At 71.7% G+C, this 23747-nt stretch carries 18 protein-coding genes and 1 tRNA gene; 2 read left to right on the forward strand and 17 right to left on the reverse strand.

Going from position 1 to position 23747, the window contains the following annotated elements; all coding sequences use genetic code 11:
* Positions 1 to 14: 14 nt before the first annotated feature.
* From nrdH to ACETWP_RS00335, 12 genes are all read right to left on the reverse strand, one after another.
* Complete coding sequence (gene nrdH, locus ACETWP_RS00280) at positions 15 to 260, reverse strand: glutaredoxin-like protein NrdH (RefSeq protein ID WP_373970192.1); 246 nt, start codon at positions 258 to 260, stop codon at positions 15 to 17.
* A 647-nt stretch (positions 261 to 907) separates the two neighbouring features.
* Positions 908 to 980, reverse strand: a tRNA-Ala gene (locus ACETWP_RS00285).
* A 96-nt stretch (positions 981 to 1076) separates the two neighbouring features.
* Entirely contained in the window at positions 1077 to 1586 is a 510-nt protein-coding gene (rsfS, locus tag ACETWP_RS00290; protein ID WP_373970193.1) for a ribosome silencing factor, read from the reverse strand.
* A 39-nt stretch (positions 1587 to 1625) separates the two neighbouring features.
* The gene (locus ACETWP_RS00295; protein WP_373970194.1) at positions 1626 to 2186 is read right to left on the reverse strand and encodes a hypothetical protein; all 561 of its coding nucleotides are present in this window, start codon (positions 2184 to 2186) and stop codon (positions 1626 to 1628) included.
* Positions 2187 to 2903: 717 nt separating this feature from the next.
* Positions 2904 to 3542, reverse strand: coding sequence for a nicotinate-nucleotide adenylyltransferase (gene nadD / locus ACETWP_RS00300; RefSeq protein ID WP_373970195.1), 639 nt, complete (start codon positions 3540 to 3542; stop codon positions 2904 to 2906).
* A 46-nt stretch (positions 3543 to 3588) separates the two neighbouring features.
* Positions 3589 to 3816, reverse strand: a complete 228-nt coding sequence (locus ACETWP_RS00305) for a hypothetical protein (protein ID WP_373970196.1) — start codon at positions 3814 to 3816, stop codon at positions 3589 to 3591.
* Between the two features lie 104 nt (positions 3817 to 3920).
* Positions 3921 to 5282 carry a glutamate-5-semialdehyde dehydrogenase gene (locus ACETWP_RS00310; protein WP_373970197.1) on the reverse strand — a complete coding sequence of 454 codons (1362 nt, stop codon included), beginning with the start codon at positions 5280 to 5282 and terminating at the stop codon, positions 3921 to 3923.
* A gap of 118 nt (positions 5283 to 5400) precedes the next feature.
* A complete protein-coding gene (gene proB, locus ACETWP_RS00315; protein ID WP_373970198.1) occupies positions 5401 to 6540 on the reverse strand; it encodes a glutamate 5-kinase in 1140 nt (379 codons plus the stop codon).
* A gap of 2 nt (positions 6541 to 6542) precedes the next feature.
* Positions 6543 to 8108, reverse strand: coding sequence for a GTPase ObgE (gene obgE, locus ACETWP_RS00320; protein ID WP_373970199.1), 1566 nt, complete (start codon positions 8106 to 8108; stop codon positions 6543 to 6545).
* A gap of 121 nt (positions 8109 to 8229) precedes the next feature.
* Complete coding sequence (gene rpmA / locus ACETWP_RS00325) at positions 8230 to 8484, reverse strand: 50S ribosomal protein L27 (protein ID WP_373970200.1); 255 nt, start codon at positions 8482 to 8484, stop codon at positions 8230 to 8232.
* Positions 8485 to 8530: 46 nt separating this feature from the next.
* Entirely contained in the window at positions 8531 to 8839 is a 309-nt protein-coding gene (gene rplU, locus ACETWP_RS00330; RefSeq protein ID WP_373970569.1) for a 50S ribosomal protein L21, read from the reverse strand.
* A gap of 202 nt (positions 8840 to 9041) precedes the next feature.
* Entirely contained in the window at positions 9042 to 12752 is a 3711-nt protein-coding gene (locus ACETWP_RS00335) for an Rne/Rng family ribonuclease (protein ID WP_373970201.1), read from the reverse strand.
* 413 nt (positions 12753 to 13165) lie between these two features.
* Here ACETWP_RS00335 and ACETWP_RS00340 point away from each other — a divergent pair, with 413 nt between their 5' ends.
* Complete coding sequence (locus tag ACETWP_RS00340; protein ID WP_373970202.1) at positions 13166 to 13828, forward strand: vitamin K epoxide reductase family protein; 663 nt, start codon at positions 13166 to 13168, stop codon at positions 13826 to 13828.
* A gap of 200 nt (positions 13829 to 14028) precedes the next feature.
* On the opposite strand, the gene ndk is transcribed toward ACETWP_RS00340, so the two are convergent.
* The 5 genes from ndk to ACETWP_RS00365 all read right to left on the reverse strand — a co-directional run bounded on the left by ndk (position 14029) and on the right by ACETWP_RS00365 (position 20782).
* Entirely contained in the window at positions 14029 to 14445 is a 417-nt protein-coding gene (ndk, locus tag ACETWP_RS00345; protein WP_373970203.1) for a nucleoside-diphosphate kinase, read from the reverse strand.
* A gap of 51 nt (positions 14446 to 14496) precedes the next feature.
* Positions 14497 to 14943, reverse strand: coding sequence for a DUF4233 domain-containing protein (locus ACETWP_RS00350; RefSeq protein WP_373970204.1), 447 nt, complete (start codon positions 14941 to 14943; stop codon positions 14497 to 14499).
* Between the two features lie 7 nt (positions 14944 to 14950).
* Positions 14951 to 16309, reverse strand: coding sequence for a bifunctional folylpolyglutamate synthase/dihydrofolate synthase (locus tag ACETWP_RS00355; protein ID WP_373970205.1), 1359 nt, complete (start codon positions 16307 to 16309; stop codon positions 14951 to 14953).
* Positions 16306 to 19599, reverse strand: coding sequence for an isoleucine--tRNA ligase (gene ileS / locus ACETWP_RS00360; RefSeq protein ID WP_373970206.1), 3294 nt, complete (start codon positions 19597 to 19599; stop codon positions 16306 to 16308). Before ileS ends, ACETWP_RS00355 begins: the two co-directional genes overlap by 4 nt.
* A 424-nt stretch (positions 19600 to 20023) precedes the next feature.
* A complete protein-coding gene (locus ACETWP_RS00365) occupies positions 20024 to 20782 on the reverse strand; it encodes an SDR family oxidoreductase (protein WP_373970207.1) in 759 nt (252 codons plus the stop codon).
* A 122-nt stretch (positions 20783 to 20904) separates the two neighbouring features.
* Here ACETWP_RS00365 and valS point away from each other — a divergent pair, with 122 nt between their 5' ends.
* Complete coding sequence (gene valS, locus ACETWP_RS00370) at positions 20905 to 23532, forward strand: valine--tRNA ligase (protein WP_373970208.1); 2628 nt, start codon at positions 20905 to 20907, stop codon at positions 23530 to 23532.
* The last annotated feature ends 215 nt before the right edge of the window (positions 23533 to 23747 follow it).

Raw genomic sequence — 23747 nt, forward strand, 5'->3', positions numbered from 1 at the left:
TGAGGTGGGTGCGCCTAGGCGACGGAGGACGTCGCGAGCTGGGCGAGTTCCTCGATCTTGTCCGGGCGGAAGCCGGACCAGTGGTCGGCCTCCGTGATGACGACGGGCGCCTGCATGTACCCGAGGGCCCGGACGCGCTCCAGCGCCTCGGGATCCTGCGAGATGTCGACGCTCTGGTAGGCGATGCCCTTCTTGTCCAGCGCGCGGTAAGTTGCGTTGCACTGTACGCAAGCTGGCTTCGTGTAAACCGTGACGGTCATGGCCGTGATCCCCTCGTGCAAAGTTTCGTGTGTGTGGTTGCCGGTCCGGTGTCACGGGTGCCTCTCGGCCCCGGTGGAACAGGTCGTTTTTCGGGCTGTTTCCCGTGACCGACCTTTGGCCCCTCCAGCGTTTTCAATACTACATGTTGTGCAAGCCGAGGGATTGAACCCCAAGATGATGTATTACAAGTATGTCATTCGCCACCCCCTTAGTCCACAGCCGGTGTGGACAAAATGGACTCGTTTTTCCGCGCCGATCCGCCGTTCGGGCCTACCCGTCCACAGGCTGTGGAGCCGCCGTGCACAGGTGAAGAATCCGGCGTGTCGCCGCCGCGCGGCGTGTCGCGCGGGACGTGGAGCGGGGACGGCTTGACTTCCCGAACGCGTCCCGGATGACCCGCCCGCCCCCGTCCAGTCCACCGCCGGCGTCTTCAGGTGCCCACTCGTGGACGCAGCGGGGACACACCAGCAGGGCGCCGGGCTCGTGGGTGTCGTTGCGGGAGCATTCGGGGCACGCGGGCGGATCCTGGTTCACACCACCATGCTCGGCGAGGCGCCGGCCGGCGGGCCGCCGCACCGTGGCACACGAAAAGACCGGACCCACGTCGTGGGTCCGGTCTGCCGGGATCTCCTGGGAGATCCTTCCGTGGAGGTAAGGGGATTCGAACCCCTGACCTTCTGCATGCCATGCAGACGCGCTACCAACTGCGCCATACCCCCGGAAGGACGCTGCCCCGGCCGATTGCTCCGCCGGACAACTCGTCCATCATAGTTCAGGGTAAAACCGCCGCGCAAATCCCGCGCGGCGGGACGGACTCAGCGCTGGCCCGGCTCCGGCGAGTCGGCCGGTGCGCCCTCGGCGGTTTCCGCCGTCTCCGCCGCCGGCGCCCCGTCCCGGGCGTCGCCCCCGACGGTCTGGGCGGGTTCCGCGGCAGCCGCGCCGGTCGCCGCGGACGCCGGCTCCCCGGTCGTCGGCAGCTCGATGAGCGGGCAGTCGCTCCACAGGCGGTCGAGCGCGTAGAACACGCGGTCCTCGACGTGCTGGACATGGATCACGACGTCGAGGTAGTCGAGCAGGACCCAGCGGCCCTCGCCGCGGCCCTCGCGACGGACGGGCCGCAACTCGAGCTGCTCCCCCAGCGCCTTCTCGATGCCGTCGACGATGGCGTTGACCTGCCGCTCGCTGGACGCCGACGCGATGAGGAACGCATCGGTGATGCCCAGGCGGTCGCTGACGTCCAGCGCGACGAGGTCCTCGGCGAGCTTGTCCGCGGCCGCCAGGGCTGCGATACGGATAATGTCTAGGGAGTGATCTGTGGCGGTCACTGTGCTCCTTGGGTCGGTGGTGCCGGCGGCGTGTGACGCCTAGCGGGAATTGATGATCATCATAAGGCCGGTCACGAAGGCGATGCCTCCGAGGACCAGCGAACCGGTTACCGCGAGAACGCGGATCCTGGATTGGCGCGCGGTGGCCGTGAGGTAGTCCAGGGTGTCGAGTCCCTGCGCGCCGTCGGCGCGGACCGGCAGCGCCCCGTCCCCCTCACGGGGAACGACGGCGGCGACGCGCGGCGCCTCGTCGTGCGCGGGCACATCGTCGGGTTCCGCCCGCGGCCCGCCCGGCCGGGCCGCCTCGGCCGCCGCGGCGGCGGACGGACGCGGCGGCAACTCCAGACGGAATCCGCTGGTCATCGGTCCATCGACACCCGTGTTCGCCAGCTTCTTCTCGCCCTGCGGGTCGCGCAGGATATTCATGGCCCCGGTGAAGGGGTCCGACCGCACGGGGTCGGTTCCCGCCGCACCCGCCGTCTCCGGGAGGGCCTCGTCCGGGCCGTTTCCCTCCGCGCGTGCCCCGTCCCCGGCAGAGCGGTGGGACAGGGCCGAACGGGTCGCGTTGCCGCGCCGCCGGGCCAGTTCCTCAAGGTCCATCAGGCCGGTCTCCACCGCCGCCGCGGAATCCGGCGCGGTGGAATCCGGCGCGGTGGAATCCGGCGCGGGGGACGTGGGTTCGTGTGACGCGGGGGACGCGGGCTCGTGCGGCACCGGAGCAAAAGGCGCCGGCGCGGGGTTTCCGGCCGTGCGGGCACGGGCCGCCAGGGCCTCCTCCACCGTCATGAGACCGGCGCTGCGCGGCGCTTGCGGCTCGCCGGCGGACCCGCTTCCGGCTTCCGCGGGCGCGGGACCGGCCGGACCGGCACCGGAGGTCCCGGGGGCGTGCCCGGCTTCCCCACCCGCCGCCTCGTCGGTCCGCGGCGGGACCGCTCCCTGCGCCCGCAGCCGGAGCTGACGCCGGGTCAGGGGCGCAGCCCCGTCCGCTGGCTCGCCGACGTCGCGCGCCGAGGGGAGCGACCCGCTGTCGCGGGAGGACGGCACCGGGGGGCGTTCCGCGCGTGCGGGCAGCGCGTCCACGGGCGCGTCGGAGGCCCGTCGGCTCCGCCGGGGGGGTGTGGTTCCGCCGTCGGGCCCCGCTGGGGGCTTCGTTGCGGGTCCTGGCCCGGGGGCCGGAGCGTGGGCGCCCGCGTCGGCGGGGACGCTGGCGGCCGCGGGCGCGTCGGAGTTCGGCGCCACGGCGGCCTGGGGCCCCCGACGCTGCTTGCGTCCCCTCGGGGAACTCCCGCGGTTCTTGCTCATGCTGTCCCTCCCGGGCTAGGCGCCGACGGCTCCGGTGCCGTTGGATCCCGTGTCCACGGTTCCGGCGTTGACCGCTTCGGCGCCGTCGGATCCGGCGTCGCCCGCGTACAACTCGTACTTGGCGATGTACTGCACCACGCCGTCGGGCACCAGGTACCACACGGGCTTGTGCGCACGCACCCTGTTGCGGCAGGCGGTGGAGGAGATCGCCATGGCGGGCACCTCGAGAAGGCTCACGTTCTGGCGGTCCAGCTCCGGCAACTCGTGACCGGGCCGGGTGACCCCGACGAAGTGGGCCAGGCTCCACAGTTCATCGATGTCCTTCCAGGACATGATCTGCGCCATCGCGTCGGCGCCGGTGATGAAGAAGAGCTCGGCCTCGGGCCGCTCCCGGCGGAGGTCGCGCAGGGTGTCGATCGTGTACGTGGGTCCCGGTCGGTCGATGTCCACCCGGCTCACCGTGAACCGGGGGTTCGACGCCGTGGCCACCACCGTCATCAGGTACCGGTCCTCGGAGGGCGAGACCTCCGTGTCTTCCTTTTGCCACGGTCGCCCGGTGGGGACGAAGACCACCTCGTCCAGCCCGAACTCGGCCGCGACCTCGCTCGCGGCCACCAGGTGGCCGTGGTGGATCGGATCGAAGGTTCCGCCCATCACGCCCAGACGAACCGGCCTCTTGGACCGCTCCGTCGCGGTTCGGTTAGTGATGTTCGACGCCGTGCTTGTTCGAGTGCTGGCGGTGCGAATCCGCGACCTCGGGGTGCGCCTCGTGGCGTCGCCCCACGTTGGAGAAGGACACGGTGACGAGCAGTCCCACGAGGAAGATCGCCATGATGCCAGCGCCGATGAGCAGGGCCTGACCGGAGGCTGATTCCGCTTCGGCTTCCACCGCGCTGGCCAGCACGGTTCCCATGAGCTGAGTGAGCATGTCTCTCCTAGTATCGATGTCGCGCCGCGCCCGCCGCATGATGCGGTGGCGGGCGCGGAAAGTCCTGCTTAACTGGGTTCCATCGTACCCATGTTGACCACCGTCTACGAACGGACGTGGCCGTCGCCCTGCACGATCCATTTGGTGGTCGTCAGCTCGCGCAGCCCCATGGGCCCGCGGGCGTGCATCTTCTGCGTGGAGATCCCCACCTCGGCCCCCAGCCCCAGCTGGCCGCCGTCGGTGAACCGGGTGGAGGCGTTCACGATGACCGCTGCGGAGTCGACCTCGGCGATGAAGCGTTCCGCGTTGGCGAGGTCGTTCGTCAGGATGGCCTCGGTGTGTCCGGTGGACCAGCGGCGGATGTGCTCCAGCGCCGCGTCGAGGTCGTCCACCACGGCCACGGCCAGGTCCAGGTCCATGTACTCGGTGGCCCAGTCCTCCTCCGTCGCCGGCACGGTCGGCACGTCGCCCGCGATCGCCCGCGCCCGCTCGTCGGCGTGCAGCCGCACGCCCGACCGGGAGAGTTCCCGCAGGACCGCGGGGGCGGCGGCGCACCGGGGGTGGATCAGCAGGGTCTCGACCGTGTTGCACACGGACGGACGCTGCGTCTTCGCATTGAGCAGGATCGGGACGGCCGTATCCGCGCTGGCCGACTCGTCGAGGAAGATGTGGACGTTGCCCTCCCCCGTCTCGATGACCGGGACCGTGGCGTTGCGCACGACGGCCTGGATCAGCGAACGCCCGCCACGCGGGATGAGGACGTCGACCTTGCCGCGAGCGGCCATGAGGGCGTTGGCACCCTCGCGCCCGTACTCGTCGACGCTCTGCACCGCGTCGGCGGGCAGGCCGACGCCATGGAGCGCGTCGCGGATCAGGTGCAGCAGCGCCCGGTTGGTGGCGGCAGCCGCGGACCCTCCGCGGAGCAGCACGGCGTTGCCGCTCTTCAGGGCCAGCCCGGCGATGTCCACGGTCACGTTGGGGCGGGCCTCGTAGATGGCGCCGACCACCCCCATGGGCACGTGCACCTGGCGCAGGCGCAGGCCGTTGGGGAGGGTTTGGCCGCGGACGACCGTGCCCACCGGATCCGGCAGCCCGGCCAGCTCGCGCAGCGCGGCGATCAGCGCGTCGACCCGCGCGTCATCGAGCCGCAGCCGGTCCAGCAGTGCGCCGCCCATGCCCGCCTCCCGCTCGCGCGCTACGTCCTCGCGGTTCGCGGCGATCACCTGCGCCCGGCGGGCGTCGAGGGACGCGGCGATGGCGTGGAGCCCGCGGTCCTTCCAGTCGCGGTCGGCGCGGGCCAGGGCCCGCGACGCGGTCCTGGCCCGGTCGGCCATGAGTCCGACCGCGTGGCGGACCTCCTCCGGCGCGTCCGGCGCGCGGTCCGCCGGTCGGTCGGCCGTGCCGGGAGACTCGGAGGGAGCGGGGGCGGACGTGTCGCGGATCGCGTCGGCGGCTTGCTGGCTCATGCGGCCAGTTTAGTCCGCGCGTCCCCGCGGCGCCGCGTCGGGAGGCGTCGGCTGCCCCGCCAGGCGGAATGTTAAGCGGTGCTGCGTCACACCAAGCGGAATGTTGAGCGGGGCCGCGTCACACCAGCACGATGTCGTCGACGTGGACGACCTCGCGCTCGTAGTGCGGCCCGAGGTTGCGGGCGAGCTCGCGGGTGCTGCGCCCGAGCATCTCGGGGAGCTCCTGCGAGGAGTAGTTGACCAGGCCGCGGGCGACCACGAGGCCGGCGGTGTCGGTCAGTTCGACGGGGTCCCCCGCCTCGAAATCACCGTCGACCGAGGTGATGCCCGCCGGGAGCAGCGAGCGCGAGCCGGAGGCGACGGCCGTCACCGCCCCGTCGTCCAGGATGAGCCGTCCCCGTGTGTCGGCCAGGTGCGCAAGCCACAGCAGGCGAGCCGGCCGCCGGTTGCCGCGGGACGCGAACCAGGTGCCGACGTCCTCCCCCGCCAAGGCGCGCGCGGCGTTGTCGGTGGAGGTCACCAGCGCAGGGATCCCCGACTCGGCCGCCATCGTGGCGGCCTCGACCTTCGTGGCCATGCCCCCGGTCCCGACGCCCGCCGTGCCGGTCCTGCCGATGCTGGCGCCCCGCAGGTCGTCGGCGGACCCGACGTGCGGGATGCGCCGCGCCCCCTGCGCGGGCGGCCCGTCATAGACGGAGTCGACGTCGGAGAAGAGGACCAGGGCGTCCGCCTTGACGAGGTGGGCGACGAGCGCGGCGAGCCGGTCGTTGTCGCCGAAGCGGATCTCGTGCGTGGCCACGGTGTCGTTCTCGTTCACGACCGGAACGACGCCGAGCGCCAGCAGGCGGTTGAGCGCGCGGAAGGCGTTGGCGTACTGCTGGCGCCGGATGAGGTCGTCCGCCGTGAGCAGCACCTGCCCGACCGTCACGCCGTGCGCGCCGAACGCCTGCGTGTAGCGGGCCATGAGCAGCCCCTGCCCGACGCTCGCCGCGGCCTGCTGCGTCGCGAGGTCGCGCGGACGGCGCGGCAGGCCCAGCGGAGCGAGCCCCGCGGCGATCGCGCCGGAGGACACGAGGATGAGCTCGGTGCCCGCGTTGCGCACCGCCGCCAGCTGCTCCACCAGTCCCAGCAGGGCGGCCTCGGAGATGCCGCCGCCGACCGTGGTCAGCGAGGACGACCCGACCTTGACGACCAGCCGGGTCGCCCCGGCGAGCCCCGAGCGGTCCGTGACGGCGGACGGCTTCCGGTTCTGCCGCATCCCTACTCGCTGTCCTCGGCGGGACGCTGGTGCTTGTAGTTGACGGACTCCGTCCAGATGCCGGCCTTGCGCTCGGCCTCGAGCTCGGAGCGCGCCGCCTCGCGGGCGTCCTTGCGGTCCTGGTGATCCTGGCGCTTCTGCTCGCGCGTGGGCCGGTTCAGCTCCTCGAGGCGCACGTCGTGGCCGCGGCGCGAGCCGAGCAACTCGGCGCCGGCCGCCATGGTCGGCTCCCAGTCGAAGACGACGCCGTCGTAGTCGTCGCCGATGACGACCGCGTCGCCCGGCTTCGCGCCCATGCGGAAGAGCTTGTCCTCCACACCGAGCTTCGCGAGCCGGTCGGCGAGATAGCCGACGGCCTCGTCGTTGGTGAAGTCGGTCTGCTTGACCCAGCGGATCGGCTTCTCGCCGGTGACGCGGAAGAGCGGCTCGAGGTTGCGCTCCTCGCGGCGGATGTCGAAGCCCTTGGCGTTGACGGCGCGCGGACGGAGGACGGGAACCGCGGCGATCGGGGGCGCGGCCTCGATCCGGGCGCGCGCCTCCTCCACAAGGCCGGCCATGGCGAAGGTCAGCTCGCGCAGCCCGGTCCGGGTCAGCGCCGAGACCTCGAAGACGCGGTAGCCCCGCTTCTCGAGCTCGGGACGCACGAACTTGGCCATCTCCTCGCCGTCGGGCATGTCGACCTTGTTCAGGGCGACCAGGCGCGGACGCTCGTTCAGCGGGATGATCTGCCCGTCGACGCCGGCGAAGCTGGAGTCGACCTCGTACGCGGCGAGCTCGGCCTCGATGATCTCGAGGTCGGAGATCGGGTCGCGGTCCGATTCCAGCGTGCCGCAGTCGAGGACGTGCACCAGCGCCGCGCACCGCTCGACGTGTCGCAGGAACTCGAGGCCGAGGCCGCGCCCCTCGCTGGCTCCGGGGATCAGCCCGGGCACGTCGGCGACGGTGAAGCGGACGTCCCCCGCCTGGACTACGCCGAGGTTGGGCACCAGGGTGGTGAAGGGGTAGTCGGCGATCTTCGGGCGCGCCGCCGAGATCGCGGCGATCAGGCTGGACTTGCCGGCCGAGGGGTAGCCGACGAGGGCCACGTCCGCGACGGTCTTGAGTTCCAGCACCACGTCGCCGGCCGTGCCGGCGATGCCGAGGAGCGCGAATCCGGGGGCCTTGCGCTTCTGCGACGACAGTGCCGCGTTCCCGAGCCCACCGAGTCCGCCGGCGGCGGCGACGTACTCCGTGCCCTCGCCGACGAGGTCCGCGAGGATCTCGCCGCTCGGGCTTTTCACCACCGTTCCGTCGGGGACGGGGAGGACCAGGGTCTCTCCGTGCTTGCCCGGGCGCATGTCGCCCTTGCCGCCCTCGCCGTTGCTGGCGTGGCGGTGCGGCAGATGGTGGTACGCCAGCAGCGTCGTCGTCTGGTGGTCGACGCGGAGAATCACGTCGCCGCCGTTGCCCCCGGCACCGCCGTCGGGCCCGCCGAGCGGCTTGAACTTCTCCCGCTTGATGGAGACACAGCCGTGGCCTCCGGTTCCACCGGATACGTGGAGGACCACGCGGTCTATAAACGCTGCCACTGCCGAAACTCCTCTGTAAAGGATGCGCCGCTTCGTTAGCGGCGCGGTACTGCCTGAAAGACGACTGGAGGGTGGGCCGAGTGGCCCACCCTCCAGTCTAATGAAACTTGACGACGCCGTATTAGTCGGCGGTCACGATGTTCACCACGCGGCGGCCGCGGCGAGTACCAAACTCGACGGCGCCGGCGGAGAGGGCGAACAGGGTGTCGTCGCCGCCGCGGCCGACGTTGGCGCCCGGGTGGAAGTGGGTGCCGCGCTGGCGGACGATGATCTCGCCTGCGGAGACGACCTGTCCGCCGAAGCGCTTGACGCCCAGGTACTGAGCGTTGGAGTCGCGGCCGTTGCGAGTGGAGCTCGCGCCCTTCTTATGTGCCATTGAATGTGCCTACCTTCAAATCGGGGGGAAACTGGTCTCCGGCGCCTTAGGCGATGGAGGTGACCTTGACCTTCGTCAGCGCGGAGCGGAAACCCTGGCGCTTCTTGTAGCCGGTCTTGTTCTTGAACTTCTGGATGACGATCTTCGGGCCGCGGAGGTTCTCCAGAACCTCGGCGGTCACGGTGACCTTGGCCAGCTCGTTCGCCGCGGACGTCACCTTGTCGCCATCAACCAGGAGCAGGGCGGGCAACTCGATGGTGCCACCGGCTGCTACGGGCACGCGGTCAAGCGTTACGAAGTCTCCAACGGAAACCTTTTCCTGGCGGCCGCCAGCGCGGACAATCGCGTACACCACTTGGGAACTCACTTCTCTCGACGTTTATTACTCTAACTGCGCATAAGGCACCCCGGACACGATGTCCCGGGTTTGCGCCGTGCTGTCACGCCGAGCGGAAGAATCCGATTGGCTGGCGTTCGCACCGAAGGTCTAGATTACGCTAGTCCGGCCCGCCGGGGCAAATACACTCTGCCCCGGCGGGTCGTCAAGCACTTTCCGGCTACAGCTCCGAGGCCGGCACGCCGACCCCGAGGATCATGGGCGCCGCGGCGGCCTCGCTGTCCTGGCGGGCACGGGCGGCGCGTGCCGGGAGCTTCGCGACGTGCGCCACCACCGCCTCGCCGGCCGGCCGCTGGGCCGTGTCACCGGCGCTGCGCTCGATGGGCTCGTTGGCCGAACCCTGGGCGCTGCGCGCCGAGCGGGTCCGCCGCACGCGGCGGGGGCTCTGCTCCGCCGTGTGGGACGACGCCGGAACCCCGGGCCGGGTGTCCGCGGCCGGGCCGGCCGCCGTCGCGCCGGAGGCCGGCGCCTCCGCGCGCTCCGGCACCGCGCTTTCCGGAATCGCGGATACCGGGGCCGAGGGCTCCGGGACGGACCGCTCCCGGCGGGATTGCGTCGGCTCGTCGCCCGAGGCCGCCTGGTGCGGAGCCTGCGCGGCCGGCTCCGCGGCGGCGTCGGAACGCTTCCCGGAGTCGGTGGCGCGCCGGGAACCGCGCGAACGGCGCGAAGCGCGTGGCGCGGTTGCTGCTCCGGCTTCGGGGGACCGCCCCGCGTCCGGGCCGGCCACGGGTTCGGCGGTCTCCGCAGTTGCCGTCTCGGGCCGGTCGTGGGTTCCCTCGCCGGACCCGGGGCGATGAGCGTCGCGTTCCGTGCCGGGCTCCTGCGCGGGCGCGCCGGGGCTCGTCCCGGGGGCCGCGAAGGCGGCGGACAGGCCCTCGAGCGTCAGTTCGGGCGCGTGCGTCGGCGACGACGCGCGGCGCCGGCGCCGGGACCGCGGGAGGCGGACCTCCTCGCCGGCGATCGTGACGACCTGCTCCTCGTCCTGCTCCTCCCCCACCGCGGCGGGCTCGGCGGCCTCGACGGGGCGGGACGGCTCCGGCGTCGCCGGGGTTTCCGGCCGGACGGCCCGGTTGCCCTGAAGCTCGTGCTCGTGCGCCGCGTGCGCCGCGGCGGCAATGGACGCGAACGCTGCGCGGGCGGCCGTGGCCTTCGCCTCGCGCTCCGGGTCCGCCGCCGCGACGGGAGCGACGTGCAGCGGCTCGGTCGACGCGTCGGCCTCCCGGTCCTGGCCCCGGCCGCGCCGCTTGCGGTCTCCCCGGGGCGCCCGGTCCGCCTGGGCGCCGCGATCGCCGCGGTTGCCTCCCTGCGGCTCGCCCTGGGCGGTGTAGGCCCGGCGGTGCTCGACGGGCTCCTCGTGCGTGACCACGCCGCGGCCGTTGCAGGCCTCGCAGTTCTCGCTGAAGACCTCCAGCAGCCCGGTGCCCATGCGCTTGCGCGTCATCTGCACCAGCCCCAGGGAGGTGACCTCCGCGACCTGGTGCTTCGTCCGGTCGCGACCGAGGCACTCGACCATGCGGCGCAGGACCAGATCGCGGTTGGCCTCGAGCACCATGTCGATGAAGTCGATCACGATGATGCCGCCGATGTCCCGCAGGCGCAGCTGGCGGACGATCTCCTCCGCCGCCTCGAGGTTGTTCTTGGTGACGGTCTCCTCGAGGTTGCCGCCGCTGCCCGTGAACTTCCCGGTGTTGACGTCGACGACGGTCATGGCCTCGGTGCGGTCGATGACCAGGGAGCCGCCGGACGGCAGGAAGACCTTGCGCTCCAGCGCCTTGTGGATCTGCTCATCCAGGCGGTGCGCGGTGAAGATGTCCTCCTCGGCGGTCCACTGTTCCAGGCGGGACAGCAGGTCCGGGGCGACGTAGGTGACGTAGGCCTCGATGGTGTCCCAGGCCTCCTCGCCGGAGACGATGAGCTTGGAGAAGTCCTCGTTGAAGACGTCGCGCACGACCTTGATGGTGAGGTCCGGCTCGCCGTAGAGCAGCTCGGGCGGCGTCGTCTTGTTGGACGTGGACTTCCGCTCGATCTCCTCCCACTGGGCGCGCAGGCGGTTGATGTCGTTCATCAGCTCCTGCTCGCTGGCGCCCTCGGCCGCGGTGCGGACGATCACGCCGGCGTTCTCCGGCAGGTGGTCCTTGAGGATCTTCTTGAGCCGGTTGCGCTCGACGTCCGGCAGCTTGCGGGAGATCCCGGTCATGGAGCCGCCCGGGACGTAGACGAGGTAGCGGCCGGGCAGGGAGATCTGGCTGGTCAGCCGGGCGCCCTTGTGTCCGACGGGGTCCTTGGTCACCTGGACCAGGACCGAGTCCCCGGACTTCAGCGCGTGCTCGATCCGGCGCGGCTGGCCATCGAGCCCCGCGACGTCCCAGTTGACCTCGCCCGCGTACAGCACCGCGTTGCGGCCGCGGCCGATGTCGACGAACGCCGCCTCCATGGAGGGCAGGACGTTCTGGACCTTGCCGACGTACACGTTGCCGATCAGGGAGTCCTGCTGCGTCTTGGACACGAAGTGCTCCGCCAGCATGCCGTCCTCGAGCACGCCGATCTGGATGCGGTCCTCGCGCTGGCGCACGATCATCTGGCGGTCGACGGACTCGCGGCGGGCCAGGAACTCGGCCTCCGTGATGACGTGCCGGCGGCGGCCCGTCTCGCGGGACTCGCGCCGGCGCTGGCGCTTGGCCTCGAGCCGCGTGGATCCCTTGACGCTGGTCACCTTGTTCGACGGCGCGGCCTCGGGCGCGGCCTGGCGCGGCCCGCGGACGCGGGTGACCGTGTTGGGCGGATCGTCGTCCTGCCCGCCGGTCAGTTCCAGGTCGGCGTCGCCGCGGCGCCGGCGCCGGCGCCGGCGGGAGACGACGCCGTCGCCCTCGGCCGCGGGGCCGGACTCGCCGCCCTCCGACTCGGCGGCGGCGTCGCCGGACTCCTGCTGGGCGGACTCGTCGCGCGTGCGTCCGCGTCCGCGGCGGCTGCGGCTCCGCCGGCCGCGGCCCTCGGACTCGTCCTCTTCGCCCTCGGCGCCCTCGTCCGCGGCAGGCTTCGTGCGGGAGGGGGCGACGACGGCCGTCAGGTCGGGGGCGTGGAAAAGCAGGGAGGCGGCGGACGGGACCGCGAACGGGTCGGCGACGGTTTCCGCCTCCTCGACGGCGGGCTCGGCGGCGGCGTCCCGGGCGGAGAAACCATCCGTGGGGGCATCCTGCGCGGCGCCGCCCCCGGCCTCCGTGGCCGCGGGCGGCTCGGCATCGGCGGTCGCGTCCGTGGCGTTCCCCTCGGCCGGCGCGGACGGGTCCACCGCTGCGGCCTTGCGGGTGCGGCGCACGGGCGCCTTGCGGGTCCGGGCGGCCTTGGGGGCGACGGCGGTGTCGTCCGCCGCCTCGTCCGCGGACGCGTCGATCGTCGCGGCGGCGCCCGTGAGGGAGTCGCCGGTGGCCGGGGCCTCGGCCGCGGCGTCGGCAGCGGGTGCCTCGGCGGGCTTCTTGGCGCGGCTCGCGCGGCGGCGCACCGGCTTCTCCGCGGGTTCGGCCTTCGTCGCGGGCTCGGCGGTCTCCGCCGACGCCGGGGAAACGGCATCCTCGGCGGCGGCCGCGCCGTCCCCGGGCACCCCGGCCGCGGGGGCGGCCTTCTTGGCCGAGGCGCGTCGGCGGGTGGTCTTGGGCGCCGGGGCCGGCTCGTCGGACGGCTGGCCCGAAGCCTCGGGCGCGTCCGCCGCGGACACCGCGGCGGCGGCCGGACCGGCCGGCGGTGCGGCCTCCACCGTCGACGCCGGCGCGGTGCTCTTGCGTGGCGCCCGCTTCCGCGGCGCCTTGGCCGCCGGAGCGGCCTGCGCGGCCGGATCGTTCGTGGTGCTGTTCGGTTCTTCGTTAACGGATTCCATGAAGGGTCATGCTCCTACCCGGTGGCTCCTCCACAGTAGGGACCGCCGGACGGTCAGTTCGGGGAGAGGGGCCGGGTGGCCGTCCACTTCCCGGAAGTCAGTGAGCTATCCGCCGAGGTGCACCAACGTTGAGGGGTGCGGACGTCCCGGCGGACCAGCGGCGCTTTTCCCGGCATGCCGCTTTACGTTGCGGCGACCGTCGGCGGTATTCAGGCGGCGCCGGTGTTCGACGCCGTCAAATGATCCATCGCCCGCGGGCCTGGAAGCCTGTCGCTGGGCCGGACGGGGACTGTGGATCCTCGACCGACCGCCTCCATTCTCTCACATGGTCGGAAGAGTGGGCGGGAAGCGACCTAGAATCGAAGTGCGGCGCGATTGTGCCCGCCCGAGAACCGCCACAGAGGGGAACCAGCGTGTCCGACGCAGACCAGGCCGCAGACCAGGCAGCGGGCGAACGCGGCGCCGCGGACGCGGCTGGCGACGGCCTCGCCGGGGTGCCGCGTCTCGCGCGCGACCGCGGATTCGGGATCCTGCTCGTCGTGACCGGCGCCGTGAGCTGGATCGCCTCCGGCATCCTGGTGCTGGAACGGCTGGAGCTCTACAAGGACGCCGGCTACGTCACGAGCTGCGACGTCAACCCGTGGGTCTCCTGCGGCGTGGTCATGAAGACGTGGCAGGCCGCGCTGTTCGGGTTCCCGAACCCGCTCATCGGCATCGTGGGGTTCGCGGTGGTCGTCACGGTCGGCGCAGCGCTGCTCGCCGGCGGGCGCTTCGCCCGCTGGTACTGGGCGTGTTTCCAGGCGGGCGTGACGGCCGCGTTCGCCTTCGTGGTGTGGCTGTGGTCGCAGGCGCTCTACGAGATCAACGCCCTCTGCCTCTACTGCATGGTGGTGTGGGCGATGGTGATCCCGCTCTTCGTCTACACGACGGCGCGCAACATCCTGCGCGGCGTCCTGCCGGCCGGACCGCGCCTTCGGGCGGCCGCCGCGGAGTGGCCCTGGGTCGCCACGACGCTGCTGCTGATCCTGTGCGCCGCCTCGGTCTTCCTGCGCTTCATGAACGCCTTCCTCGGGTAGCCGAGCCGTGGGGCCGTCGGGCCCATCCGGACCCCGCGGACACTCCGACGGCGGGGCGCTCGGTGCGCTCCCGCCGTCGTGCCATGCGCCAGCCGTCGTGCGGTGCGACCCGCCGTCGTGCCACGCGGCCCGCCGTCGTGCCGCGGGGCGGCGGTGGCGCGTCGGTGCGTCGACCCGGGCCGACGCACCGACGGAGCCCGCTAGGAGAACCAGATACCGATTTCGCGCGCGGCCGACTCCGGCGAGTCCGAGCCGTGCACGAGGTTCTGCTGTACCTTCAGGCCCCAGTCGCGGCCGAGGTCGCCGCGTATGGTGCCCGGCGCGGCGGTCGTCGGGTCCGTGGTCCCGGCGAGCGAGCGGAAGCCCTCGATGGCGCGGTGGCCCTCGAAGACGGCGGCGACCAGCGGGCCGGAGAGCATGAACTCGACCAGCGGCTCGTAGAACGGCTTGCCGACGTGCTCCTCGTAGTGGGCCTCCAGCATCTCGCGGGTCGCGCTCAGCTGCTTGAGCTCGACCAGGCGGTAGCCCTTGGCCTCGATGCGGGCCAGGATGCTTCCGGTGAGCTGGCGTGCGACGCCGTCGGGCTTGATGAGGACCATGGTCCGTTCAGTGGACAAGGCGGTGCTCCTTCGGTGGTGTGCGGATGGGAGGGTTTGCCGCGATCGAGTCTAGCCGTCCGCGGCGGGCGGGCCCTGCCGGGCTTCCCACTCCGCCTCCTCGCGGTCCCGCCGCGCGTTCTCGAGGTCCATGGACCGGCCCTTGACCACGGCGTACCACCACGCGGCGGCGAAGAGGGGACCGACGACGAACATCATCGGCTCGACGAAACCCGCCAGGACCAAGAGCAGTTGGATGCCCCAGCCGATCCAGTACCCCAGGGGGCGGCCCAGCAGCGCGCATGTCAGGATGCAGACCGCGGAGAACGCGATTCCGGCCCCGAGGATGAGCCACGGCGCCACCTGGTCCCGGTAGAGCCCGAAAAGCCCGAGCGTGGCGAAGAAGACCACAAAGGCCTCGAGGGACAGCACCGTGGAGGCGAACATCACGCGGATGGAGCGCCGGGGCTTCTTCATGCCCGGGCGCCATGCGCGCTGGGCCTTGGTCAGTCGTGCCATGTCTCCTCTACCTTCCCAGCAGGGTTCGGGCCTCGGCGACCACCGTGATGGAGCCCGTGACCAGGATGCCGCCGCCGAAGTCCTCGGTGGCCTCGGCGCGGCCGACCGCCCACTCGAGCGCGTCGTCCAGCCGCTCGGTGACGTGGAGGTCGCCCTCGGGGAACCCCGCGGCGACCGCCATTTCCCCCAATTCACCGGCGGGGATGGCCCGGGGCGAGGTCGACTGCGTGAGGCAGATGTCCTCGACCAGGCCGCCGTACTGCGCGCGGAGTTCGGCGAGCATCGCCGGCGCGTCCTTGTCGCGCAGGATCCCCACGACCAGCACGAGCTTGCTGAAGCCGAACGCCTCCTTCACGGCCTCGGCGCTCACGCGCAGCCCCTCCGGGTTGTGCCCGGCGTCGACGATGGCCGTGGGGGCGGTGCGGACGACCTCGAGGCGACCCGGCGAGGTCGCGTTCGCGAAGCCCTCGCGCAGCAGCTCGATCTCCAGCGGCTTCTCCCCGCCGCCGAGGAAGGCCTCGAGCGCGGCCACGGCGACCGCCGCGTTCTGCGCCTGGTGCGCGCCGTGCAGCGGCAGCAGCAGGTCCTCGTAGCGGCCCGCCAGGCCGCGGAGGGTCAGCACCTGCCCGCCGACGGCCAGCGCCCGCGATTCGACGCCGAACTCCACGCCCTCGAAGCGGAACGGCACGTCCTTCGCGCGGGCGTCCTCGAGCAGCACCTGGGCCGCCTCGGGGTCCTGCGCGGCGCTCACCAGGTATCCCCCGGGCTTGATGATGCCCGACTTCTCCAGCGCGATGTCCCGAACGGTGTCGCCGAGCAGGTCCGTGTGGTCCAGCGAGATCGGGCAGACCACGGACACCTTCCCGTCCCCGACGTTGGTGGCGTCGGTGATGCCGCCCAGGCCGACCTCGATCACGGCCACGTCCACGGGAGTGTCGGCGAACACCGCGAAGCCCAGGACGGTCACCGCCTCGAAGTACGTCAGGCGGTTCTCCCCCGCCGCCTCCAGCTCCGCGTCGACGATTTCCAGGTAGGGCCGGACCTCGTCCCAGACGCGCACGAACGCCTCGTCGGAGACCGGCTCGCCGTCGATGCTGATCCGCTCGGTGACCTTGGCCAGGTGCGGGCTGGTGTAGCGCCCGGTGCGCAGCCCGTAGGCCCCGAGCAGCGACTCCAGGATGCGCGCGGTCGAGGTCTTCCCATTGGTGCCGGTGATGTGGATGATCGGGAAGGCCTTGTTCGGCTCCCCCAGGATCTCCATGGCCCGGAACATCGGTCCCATGCGGGGTTCGATCTTGTTTTCGGGCGCGCGGCCCAGCAGTTCCGCGTAGACGCTCTCCACGGAAAACTCGTCGAAGCCGCTCACAGGTTCCTCTCCCATCCGTTGACGGTCGCCTCGGCGGCGGCCACGGTCTCCACTTCCACCTTCACCGGCCCGGCGGTCTCCTCCAGGACGAGTCCCACGGTGAGCGTCTCGGCCTTGAGCAGTTCCGCGTTGGCGTGCAGCGCCCGGAGCGTGTCGGCGCCGGCGTGGATCACCGTGCGGATCCGGTCGCTGACGTTGAGGTCGGCGTCCTTGCGGGCCTGCTGGACGGTGCGCACCATGTCGCGCGCCACGCCCTCGGCGGCCAGTTCCTCCGTGACCTCCGTGTCCAGCACCACGAAGCCGCCCCCGGGCAGCACGGCCGCGGCCACGGCCGCCCCGCCCTCGGCCTGCTCGACGACGGTCTCCAGCACGTATTCGTGGGGTTCCAGGGCGAGTCCACCGGAGACGACCCCGCCGTCCGCGCCCACGGACCAGTCCCCGGACTTGGCGCCCTTGATGGCCTGTTGGACGCCCTTGCCCAGCCGCGGACCGGCGGCGCGGGCGTTGACGACGAGCCGCTGGCTGATGCCGAACTCGCCGGCGTCTGCCTCGGCGGCGTCCAGGAGCGTCACGCCGCGGAGGTTCAGCTCGTCGGCGATGATCGCCCCGAAGGTCCCCTCCAGCCCGCGCGCCCCGTCGGCGACGACCGTCATGCCACGCAACGGCAGCCGGACGCGCAGGTTGGCCCCCTTGCGCAGGGAAGACCCGACCGAGCAGATGCGGCGCGTCAGCTCCATCCGCTCCACCAGCCCCGCGTCGCGCGGGAACAGCGTCGCGTCGGGCCAGTCGGCCAGGTGGACCGAGCGGCCGCCCGTGAGGCCGCGCCAGATCTCCTCGGTGGCCAGCGGCAGCAGCGGGGCGGCCACGCGGCACAGCGTCTCCAGGCACGTGAACAGCACGTCGAAGGCCTGCGTGTCCTCCTCGAAGAACCGCTGCCGGGACCGCCGCACGTACCAGTTCGTCAGGGTGTCCATGTAGCGGCGCACCGCGTCGCACGCGTCCGAGATGTCGTAGGCGTCGAGCGACGCCGTCGTCTCCCGGACCAGGTCCCCGGTCGCCGCCAGCATGTGGCGGTCCAGGGGGTCCGTCGAGTCGTGGCGCAGCCGCGCCTCGTAGCCGGTGCCGCCGGCGGCGGCGTTCGTGTACAGGCTGAAGAAGTGCCACACGTTCCACATGGGCAGCAGCACCTGGCGCACGCCCTCGCGGATACCCTGCTCGGTGACCACCAGGTTCCCGCCGCGCAGGATCGGCGAGGCCATGAGGAACCAGCGCATGGCGTCGGAGCCGTCCCGGTCCAGGACCTCGTTGACGTCGGGGTAGTTCTTCAGGGACTTCGACATCTTCTGCCCGTCCGAGCCGAGCACGATGCCGTGGCTGATGACATTGCGGAACGCCGGGCGGTCGAAGAGGGCGGTCGCCAGGACGTGCATGGTGTAGAACCAGCCGCGCGTCTGGCCGATGTACTCGACGATGAAGTCGGACGGGTTGTGCGAGTCGAACCAGTCCTTGTTCTCCATCGGGTAGTGCACCTGGGCGTAGGGCATCGACCCGGAGTCGAACCAGACGTCGAGCACGTCCTCGACCCGTCGCATCATGGACCGGCCGGTGGGGTCGTCCGGGTTCGGGCGCACCAGCTCGTCGATGAACGGGCGGTGCAGGTCGACCTCACCGGCGTGGTTCAGCGGGAGGCGGCCGAAGGCCTCGCGCAGCTCCTCGAGGGAGCCGTAGACCTCGCGGCGCGGGTGGTTGGGGTCATCCGACTCCCAGACCGGGATCGGGGATCCCCAGTACCTGTTGCGGCTGATCGACCAGTCGCGGGCGTTGGCCAGCCACTTGCCGAACTGGCCGTCCTTGACGTTGCCCGGGATCCAGTTGATGCCCTGGTTCAGCTCGAGCATGCGGTCCTTGATCTTGGTCACCTCCACGTACCAAGAGGAGACCGCGCGGTAGATCAGGGGGTTGCGGCAGCGCCAGCAGTGCGGGTAGCTGTGCTCGTAGCTGGCCAGGCGCACCAGGCGCCCGTCGGCGCGCAACACGCCGGTGATGGTCTTGTTGGCCTCGAAGACCTGCACGCCGGCGATCTCGGCGAGCGGCCCGCCGTCGAAGAGCGGCAGGAACCGGGCGCCCTCGTCCACGGACAGCAGCACCGGGATGCCGGCGGCCTCGCAGACCCGCTGGTCGTCCTCGCCGTAGGCGGGAGCCTGGTGCACGATGCCGGTGCCGTCGGTGGTTGTCACGTAGTCGGCGACGAGGATGCGCCAGGCGTTGTGGGTGCCGTACTTCTCGGTGTCCGCGAAGGTGTCCCACAGCGGCTCGTAGGCGATCCCGGCGAGGTCGCGTCCCGCGTAGGAGCCCGTCGCGGCCGCGGCCGCCGATTCCGCGTCGGCGTAGCCGAGGTCCTTGGCGTAGGCGCCCACGAGCTCGCGGGCGATCAGGAACCGGCCGGCCGCGGCCGAGGCGCGGACCCCGTCGGGTCCCGCGGGCACGACGACGTAGTCGACGTCCGGTCCGACGGCGAGGGCCAGGTTGGTGGGGAGCGTCCAGGGCGTGGTGGTCCACGCGAGCGCCTGCACGCCGGCGAGCTCCCGGGAGGCCTCCGACTCGCCCGCGAGGAGCGGGAAGGTGACCGTCACGGTCTGGTCCTGCCGGTCCTTGTAGACGTCGTCGTCCATGCGCAGCTCGTGGTTGGACAGCGGCGTCTCGTCTTTCCAGCAATAGGGCAGGACGCGGAACCCCTGGTAGGTCAGCCCCTTGCCGTGGAGCTCCTTGAAGGCCCAGATGACCGACTCCATGTACTCGACGTTGAGCGTCTTGTAGTCGTTCTCGAAGTCGACCCAGCGCGCCTGGCGGGTGACGTAGGCCTGCCACTCGTCCGCGTACTTCATGACCGAGGACCGGCAGGCGTCGTTGAACTTGTCGATGCCCATGGCCTCGATCTGCTGCTTGTCCGACATGCCGAGCTGCTTCATCGCCTCCAGCTCGGCCGGCAGGCCGTGGGTGTCCCAGCCGAACCGGCGTTCGACCCTCCGGCCGCGCTGGGTCTGGTAGCGGGCGACGAGGTCCTTGACGTAGCCCGTGAGCAGGTGGCCGTAGTGCGGCAGGCCGTTGGCGAACGGCGGGCCGTCGTAGAACACGAACTCGTTCGCGCCGGCCGCGCGGGCGTCGACGGAGGCCTGGAACGTGCCGTCCGCGTCCCAGTACTTCAGGACGCGCTCCTCGATCTCGGGAAAGCGCGGGGACGCGGGCGCGGAGGCGTGCGGGTCGGTGGAGGCCTTGGGATACGTGGTCATCGGCGGCAGTCCTGGCATCGGTGCGGCATCCGCGAAGGACACCTCGTATTCACGATGCGGGGACGCCCCCCGGCGTTCGGTCGCCGGGATTCGCGGTACCACCCCGCTTGCTCGCGCCCCGGACATCCGGCGCGCGGCCGCTTCTTGTCTGCTGTGACGGGCTTACCCGTCCGGTTCTACTGGGTCCTCGCGGCGCGGGCCGATCGGACTGTTCTTCCGGAAGCTCACCGGTGATGGCCGGGTCGAAGCTGGTGCGTCCAGTCTAGCCGATTCCCCGCGCTAGCCGATTCCCCGCGCTGCCCGCTCCCCCGCGCTGCCCGCTCCCCCGCGCTGGCCAGCCCGGCGGCGGCTGCCGAGGCCCCGCCGGCCGCGCCGGGTCGACCGGCCCGGCGGCGGTGGCCGACAGACCCCCTGGACGCCGGGGCTACGTCCCTTCCCGGACGACCTTGTGTGCCGCGGCCTGCGCCACCGGCCGGATCACGATCTCGTCGAGGTTGACGTGGTGGGGCGCGGTCACGGCGTAGGCGACGACGTCCGCGACGTCGTCGGCCGTCAGTGGCTTGGCCACCCCGGCGTAGACCGCGTCCGCCTGGCCGGCGTCCCCGAGACGCCGCAGCGAGAACTCCTCGGTGCGGACCATGCCCGGCAGCACCTCGACGACGCGCAGGTTGTTGGCCACCTCCTCGAGACGCAGGGCCTGGGTCATGGCCCGCTGGGCCGCCTTGGCGGCGTTGTAGCCGGCTCCCCCTTCGTAGCTGACCAGGGCCGCGACGCTCGTCAGGTTCAGGACGGTGCCCGCCCGGGTGGCGCGCAGCATCGGCAGGAAGGCGCGGGTCACCTTCATGGTGCCGACGACGTTGACCTGGTACATCCACTCCCAGTCCCCGGTCTTGGCCTCGGCCAGCGTGTCCGCGCCCCGAGCCCCGCCGGAGATGTTGATGAGGGTGTCGATCCCACCGCCGGCCTCGACCGTCGCGAGGAGGCGCGCGACGTCGTCGTCGGCGGTGATGTCGGTGGGCACGGCGACGGCACCGGTCTCGGCGGCCAGCGCCTCCAGGCGGCCGGCGCGCCGGGCCACCGCGTAGACGGTCCAGCCCCGGGCCCTCAGCTGGCGGACCGTGGCCTCGCCGATCCCCGTGGAGGCTCCCGTAACGACTGCTGCGTGTGTGCTGTTTTCGGTCATGCCGCCAGCCTAATGTGGGCACGCGCCACGCGGGCTTCCGTGTCGCGCGCCGCGGGCACCCGCACCGGGGCACCGCGCCCCGCGGGCCGGAGGGGGCGGCCCGACGTGAAAGAATGGTGCCCATGGCTGATGACACCTTGGGCACAGACACGCCCGCGACCGTTTCCGTCCCCGACAAGCCGGCGCTGGAGGGGCTCGAGGAGAGCCTCGGCCGCCGCTGGCGCGAGGAGGGGACGTACAAGTTCGACCCCCAGACCACGCGTGCGGACGTGTACTCGATCGACACTCCCCCGCCGACGGCGTCGGGTTCCCTGCACGTGGGCCACATGTTCTCCTACACGCAGACCGACGTGCTGGCGCGCTACCAGCGCATGCGCGGCATGAACGTGTTCTACCCGATGGGCTGGGACGACAACGGACTGCCGACCGAGCGCCGGGTGCAGAACTACTACGGCGTGCGCTGCGACCCGAAGATCCCCTACGACCCGGCCTACCGCGCGCCGGCGCAGCCGGCGAAAAACCAGCGCGACTGGGACGTCGTGTCCCGCCGGAACTTCATCGAGCTCTGCGAGGAGCTCGCCGTGGAGGACGAGCTGGTCTTCGAGCACCTGTTCAGCACGCTTGGCCTGTCGGTCGACTGGGACCTGACCTACCGGACCATCGACGACACGTCGCGCGCGGTCTCGCAGCGCGGCTTCCTGCGCAACCTCGCTGCCGGCGACGCCTACATGGCCGAGGCCCCGACGCTGTGGGACGTCACGTTCCGCACGGCCGTGGCCCAGGCCGAGCTCGAGGACCGCGAGATGCCGGGCGCCTACTACCGCTACCCGTTCTTCGCGGAGGACGGCACCAAGGTCTACGTCGAGACCACGCGCCCCGAGCTCCTCGCGGCCTGCTCCGGGCTGGTCGCCAACCCGGACGACGAGCGCTACCGCCCGCTCTTCGGCCAAAAGGTCACGTCCCCGCTGTTCGGCGTCGAGGTGGAGGTCTTCCCGCACGCGCTCGCCAAGGCCGACAAGGGCTCCGGCATCGCCATGGTCTGCACCTTCGGTGACCTGAACGACGTCACGTGGTGGCGTGAGCTCAGGCTCCCGACGCGCGCCATCATCGGCAGGGACGGCCGCGTCGCCGCGGAGGCGCCCGAGTGGATCACGACCGACGCCGGCCGCGCCGCCTTCGCGGAGATCGCCGGCAAGACGGTCTTCTCCGCCAAGGAGGGGGTCGTCCGGCTCCTCGGCGAGGCCGGGTTGCTCGACGGCGAGCCGAAGAAGATCACGCACCCGGTGAACTTCTTCGAGAAGGGCGACAAGCCGCTGGAGATCGTCAGCTCCCGCCAGTGGTACATCCGCAACGGCGGCCGCGACGAGGACCGCCGGGAGCGCCTGATCGCCCGCGGCCACGAAATCGAGTTCCACCCCGCGTTCATGCGGTCCCGCTACGAGAACTGGATCTCCGGCCTCAACGGCGACTGGCTGGTGTCCCGCCAGCGCTTCTTCGGCGTGCCGATCCCGGTCTGGTACCCCCTCGACGCCGACGGCGAGCCCGACTACGACCACCCGGTCCTGCCCACGGACGAGATGCTGCCGGTGGACCCGGCCGCGGACGCGGCCCCCGGCTTCGACGAGTCCCGGCGCGACCAGCCCGGCGGCTTCACGGGCGACGCCGACGTGCTGGATACGTGGGCGACGTCGTCGCTGACGCCCCAGATCGTGGGGCGTTGGAGCCGGGACGAGGACTTCTTCTCGAAGGTCTTCCCGTTCGACCTGCGTCCCCAGGGTCACGACATCATCCGCACCTGGCTGTTCTCCTCCGCGGTGCGCGCTGACTCGCTCCACGACGCCGCCCCCTGGAAGCACGCGGCGATCTCCGGCTGGATCCTGGACCCCGACCGGAAGAAGATGTCCAAGTCCAAGGGAAACGTCGTCGTCCCGACCGACGTGCTCGAGGAGTTCGGTGCCGACGCGGTCCGCTACTGGGCCGCCTCCGCCAAGCTGGGCGCGGACACGGCCTACGAGATCGCTCAGATGAAGATCGGCCGCCGGCTGGCGATCAAGCTGCTCAACGCCTCCAAGTTCGTGCTCAACCTGGGCGCAACCGAGTCGAACGTGCTCGCCGGCGACGCCTCGGTGGTCACCAACGGCCTGGACCGGTCCCTGCTGGCGCGCCTGGCGCAGGTCCTGGAGGAAGCCACACGCGCCTTCGACGCCTACGACTACGCCCGCGCCCTCTCCATCGCGGAATCGTTCTTCTGGTCGTTCACCGACGACTACGTCGAACTCATCAAGGACCGCGCGTACGGCGCGCGCGGCGAGGCCGAGCAGGCCTCCGTGCTGGCGGCGCTGGCCACCACGCTCGACGCCGCGCTGCGGCTCTTCGCCCCGTTCCTGCCCTTCGCCACGGAAGAGGTCTGGGGCTGGTGGCGCGGCGGGTCCGTGCACCGCGCCCCCTGGCCGACCGCCGAGCACCTGGCCGGCGCCGTCGAGGGAGCCGACGCGGGGGTCCTGCCCACCGTCGGGACGGCACTGGGCGGCATCCGCAAGGCGAAGTCGGAGGCCAAGGTCAAGCAGCGCACGGAGGTCCTCTCCGGCGTCGTGAGCGCGCCCGAGGCCCAACTCGAGCAGTTGCGCGCCGGACTGGGCGACCTGCTGGCGGCCGGCAACGCGCGGGAGCTGACCCTGGTCGCGGGCACCGGGGACCTTGTCGTGTCCGACGTCGAGCTCGTTCCGGCCGAGGAGCCCGCGCAGGCCTAACCGCGCCGCAGCCGGTCTTAAAGAGGGGAAGCCCCTTCGGCGTTTCCGCGTCGGAGGGGCTTCGACTCATCTGGTTCGCTTGTAGCGATGATTGTTGAACCGGACGATCTCCTTGTCATGCAGGTCTTCCCGCTTCGCTACTCGCGGTCGGTGGGGGGAGGATGTCCCCTTTCCGTCTCTGCTGATTCGGTGGTCGTCCCCGCATCTTTTGGGGG

This window comes from Arthrobacter halodurans (assembly GCF_041877255.1).
In the GTDB taxonomy this organism is placed as follows: domain Bacteria; phylum Actinomycetota; class Actinomycetes; order Actinomycetales; family Micrococcaceae; genus Arthrobacter_N; species Arthrobacter_N halodurans.

Excerpts from the sequence above, each read along its gene's own strand:
- ACETWP_RS00295 (WP_373970194.1), bottom strand. The coding sequence starts at position 2,186 with ATGGACCTTGAGGAACTGGCCCGGCGGCGCGGCAACGCGACCCGTTCG.
- valS (WP_373970208.1), top strand. The coding sequence starts at position 20,905 with ATGGCTGATGACACCTTGGGCACAGACACGCCCGCGACCGTTTCCGTC.
- ACETWP_RS00350 (WP_373970204.1), bottom strand. The coding sequence starts at position 14,943 with ATGGCACGACTGACCAAGGCCCAGCGCGCATGGCGCCCGGGCATGAAG.
- ileS (WP_373970206.1), bottom strand. The coding sequence starts at position 19,599 with ATGACCACGTATCCCAAGGCCTCCACCGACCCGCACGCCTCCGCGCCC.
- ACETWP_RS00310 (WP_373970197.1), bottom strand. The coding sequence starts at position 5,282 with ATGAGCCAGCAAGCCGCCGACGCGATCCGCGACACGTCCGCCCCCGCT.
- ACETWP_RS00305 (WP_373970196.1), bottom strand. The coding sequence starts at position 3,816 with ATGCTCACTCAGCTCATGGGAACCGTGCTGGCCAGCGCGGTGGAAGCC.
- proB (WP_373970198.1), bottom strand. The coding sequence starts at position 6,540 with ATGCGGCAGAACCGGAAGCCGTCCGCCGTCACGGACCGCTCGGGGCTC.
- ACETWP_RS00335 (WP_373970201.1), bottom strand. The coding sequence starts at position 12,752 with ATGGAATCCGTTAACGAAGAACCGAACAGCACCACGAACGATCCGGCC.
- rpmA (WP_373970200.1), bottom strand. The coding sequence starts at position 8,484 with ATGGCACATAAGAAGGGCGCGAGCTCCACTCGCAACGGCCGCGACTCC.
- nadD (WP_373970195.1), bottom strand. The coding sequence starts at position 3,542 with ATGGGCGGAACCTTCGATCCGATCCACCACGGCCACCTGGTGGCCGCG.
- nrdH (WP_373970192.1), bottom strand. The coding sequence starts at position 260 with ATGACCGTCACGGTTTACACGAAGCCAGCTTGCGTACAGTGCAACGCA.
- ACETWP_RS00365 (WP_373970207.1), bottom strand. The coding sequence starts at position 20,782 with ATGACCGAAAACAGCACACACGCAGCAGTCGTTACGGGAGCCTCCACG.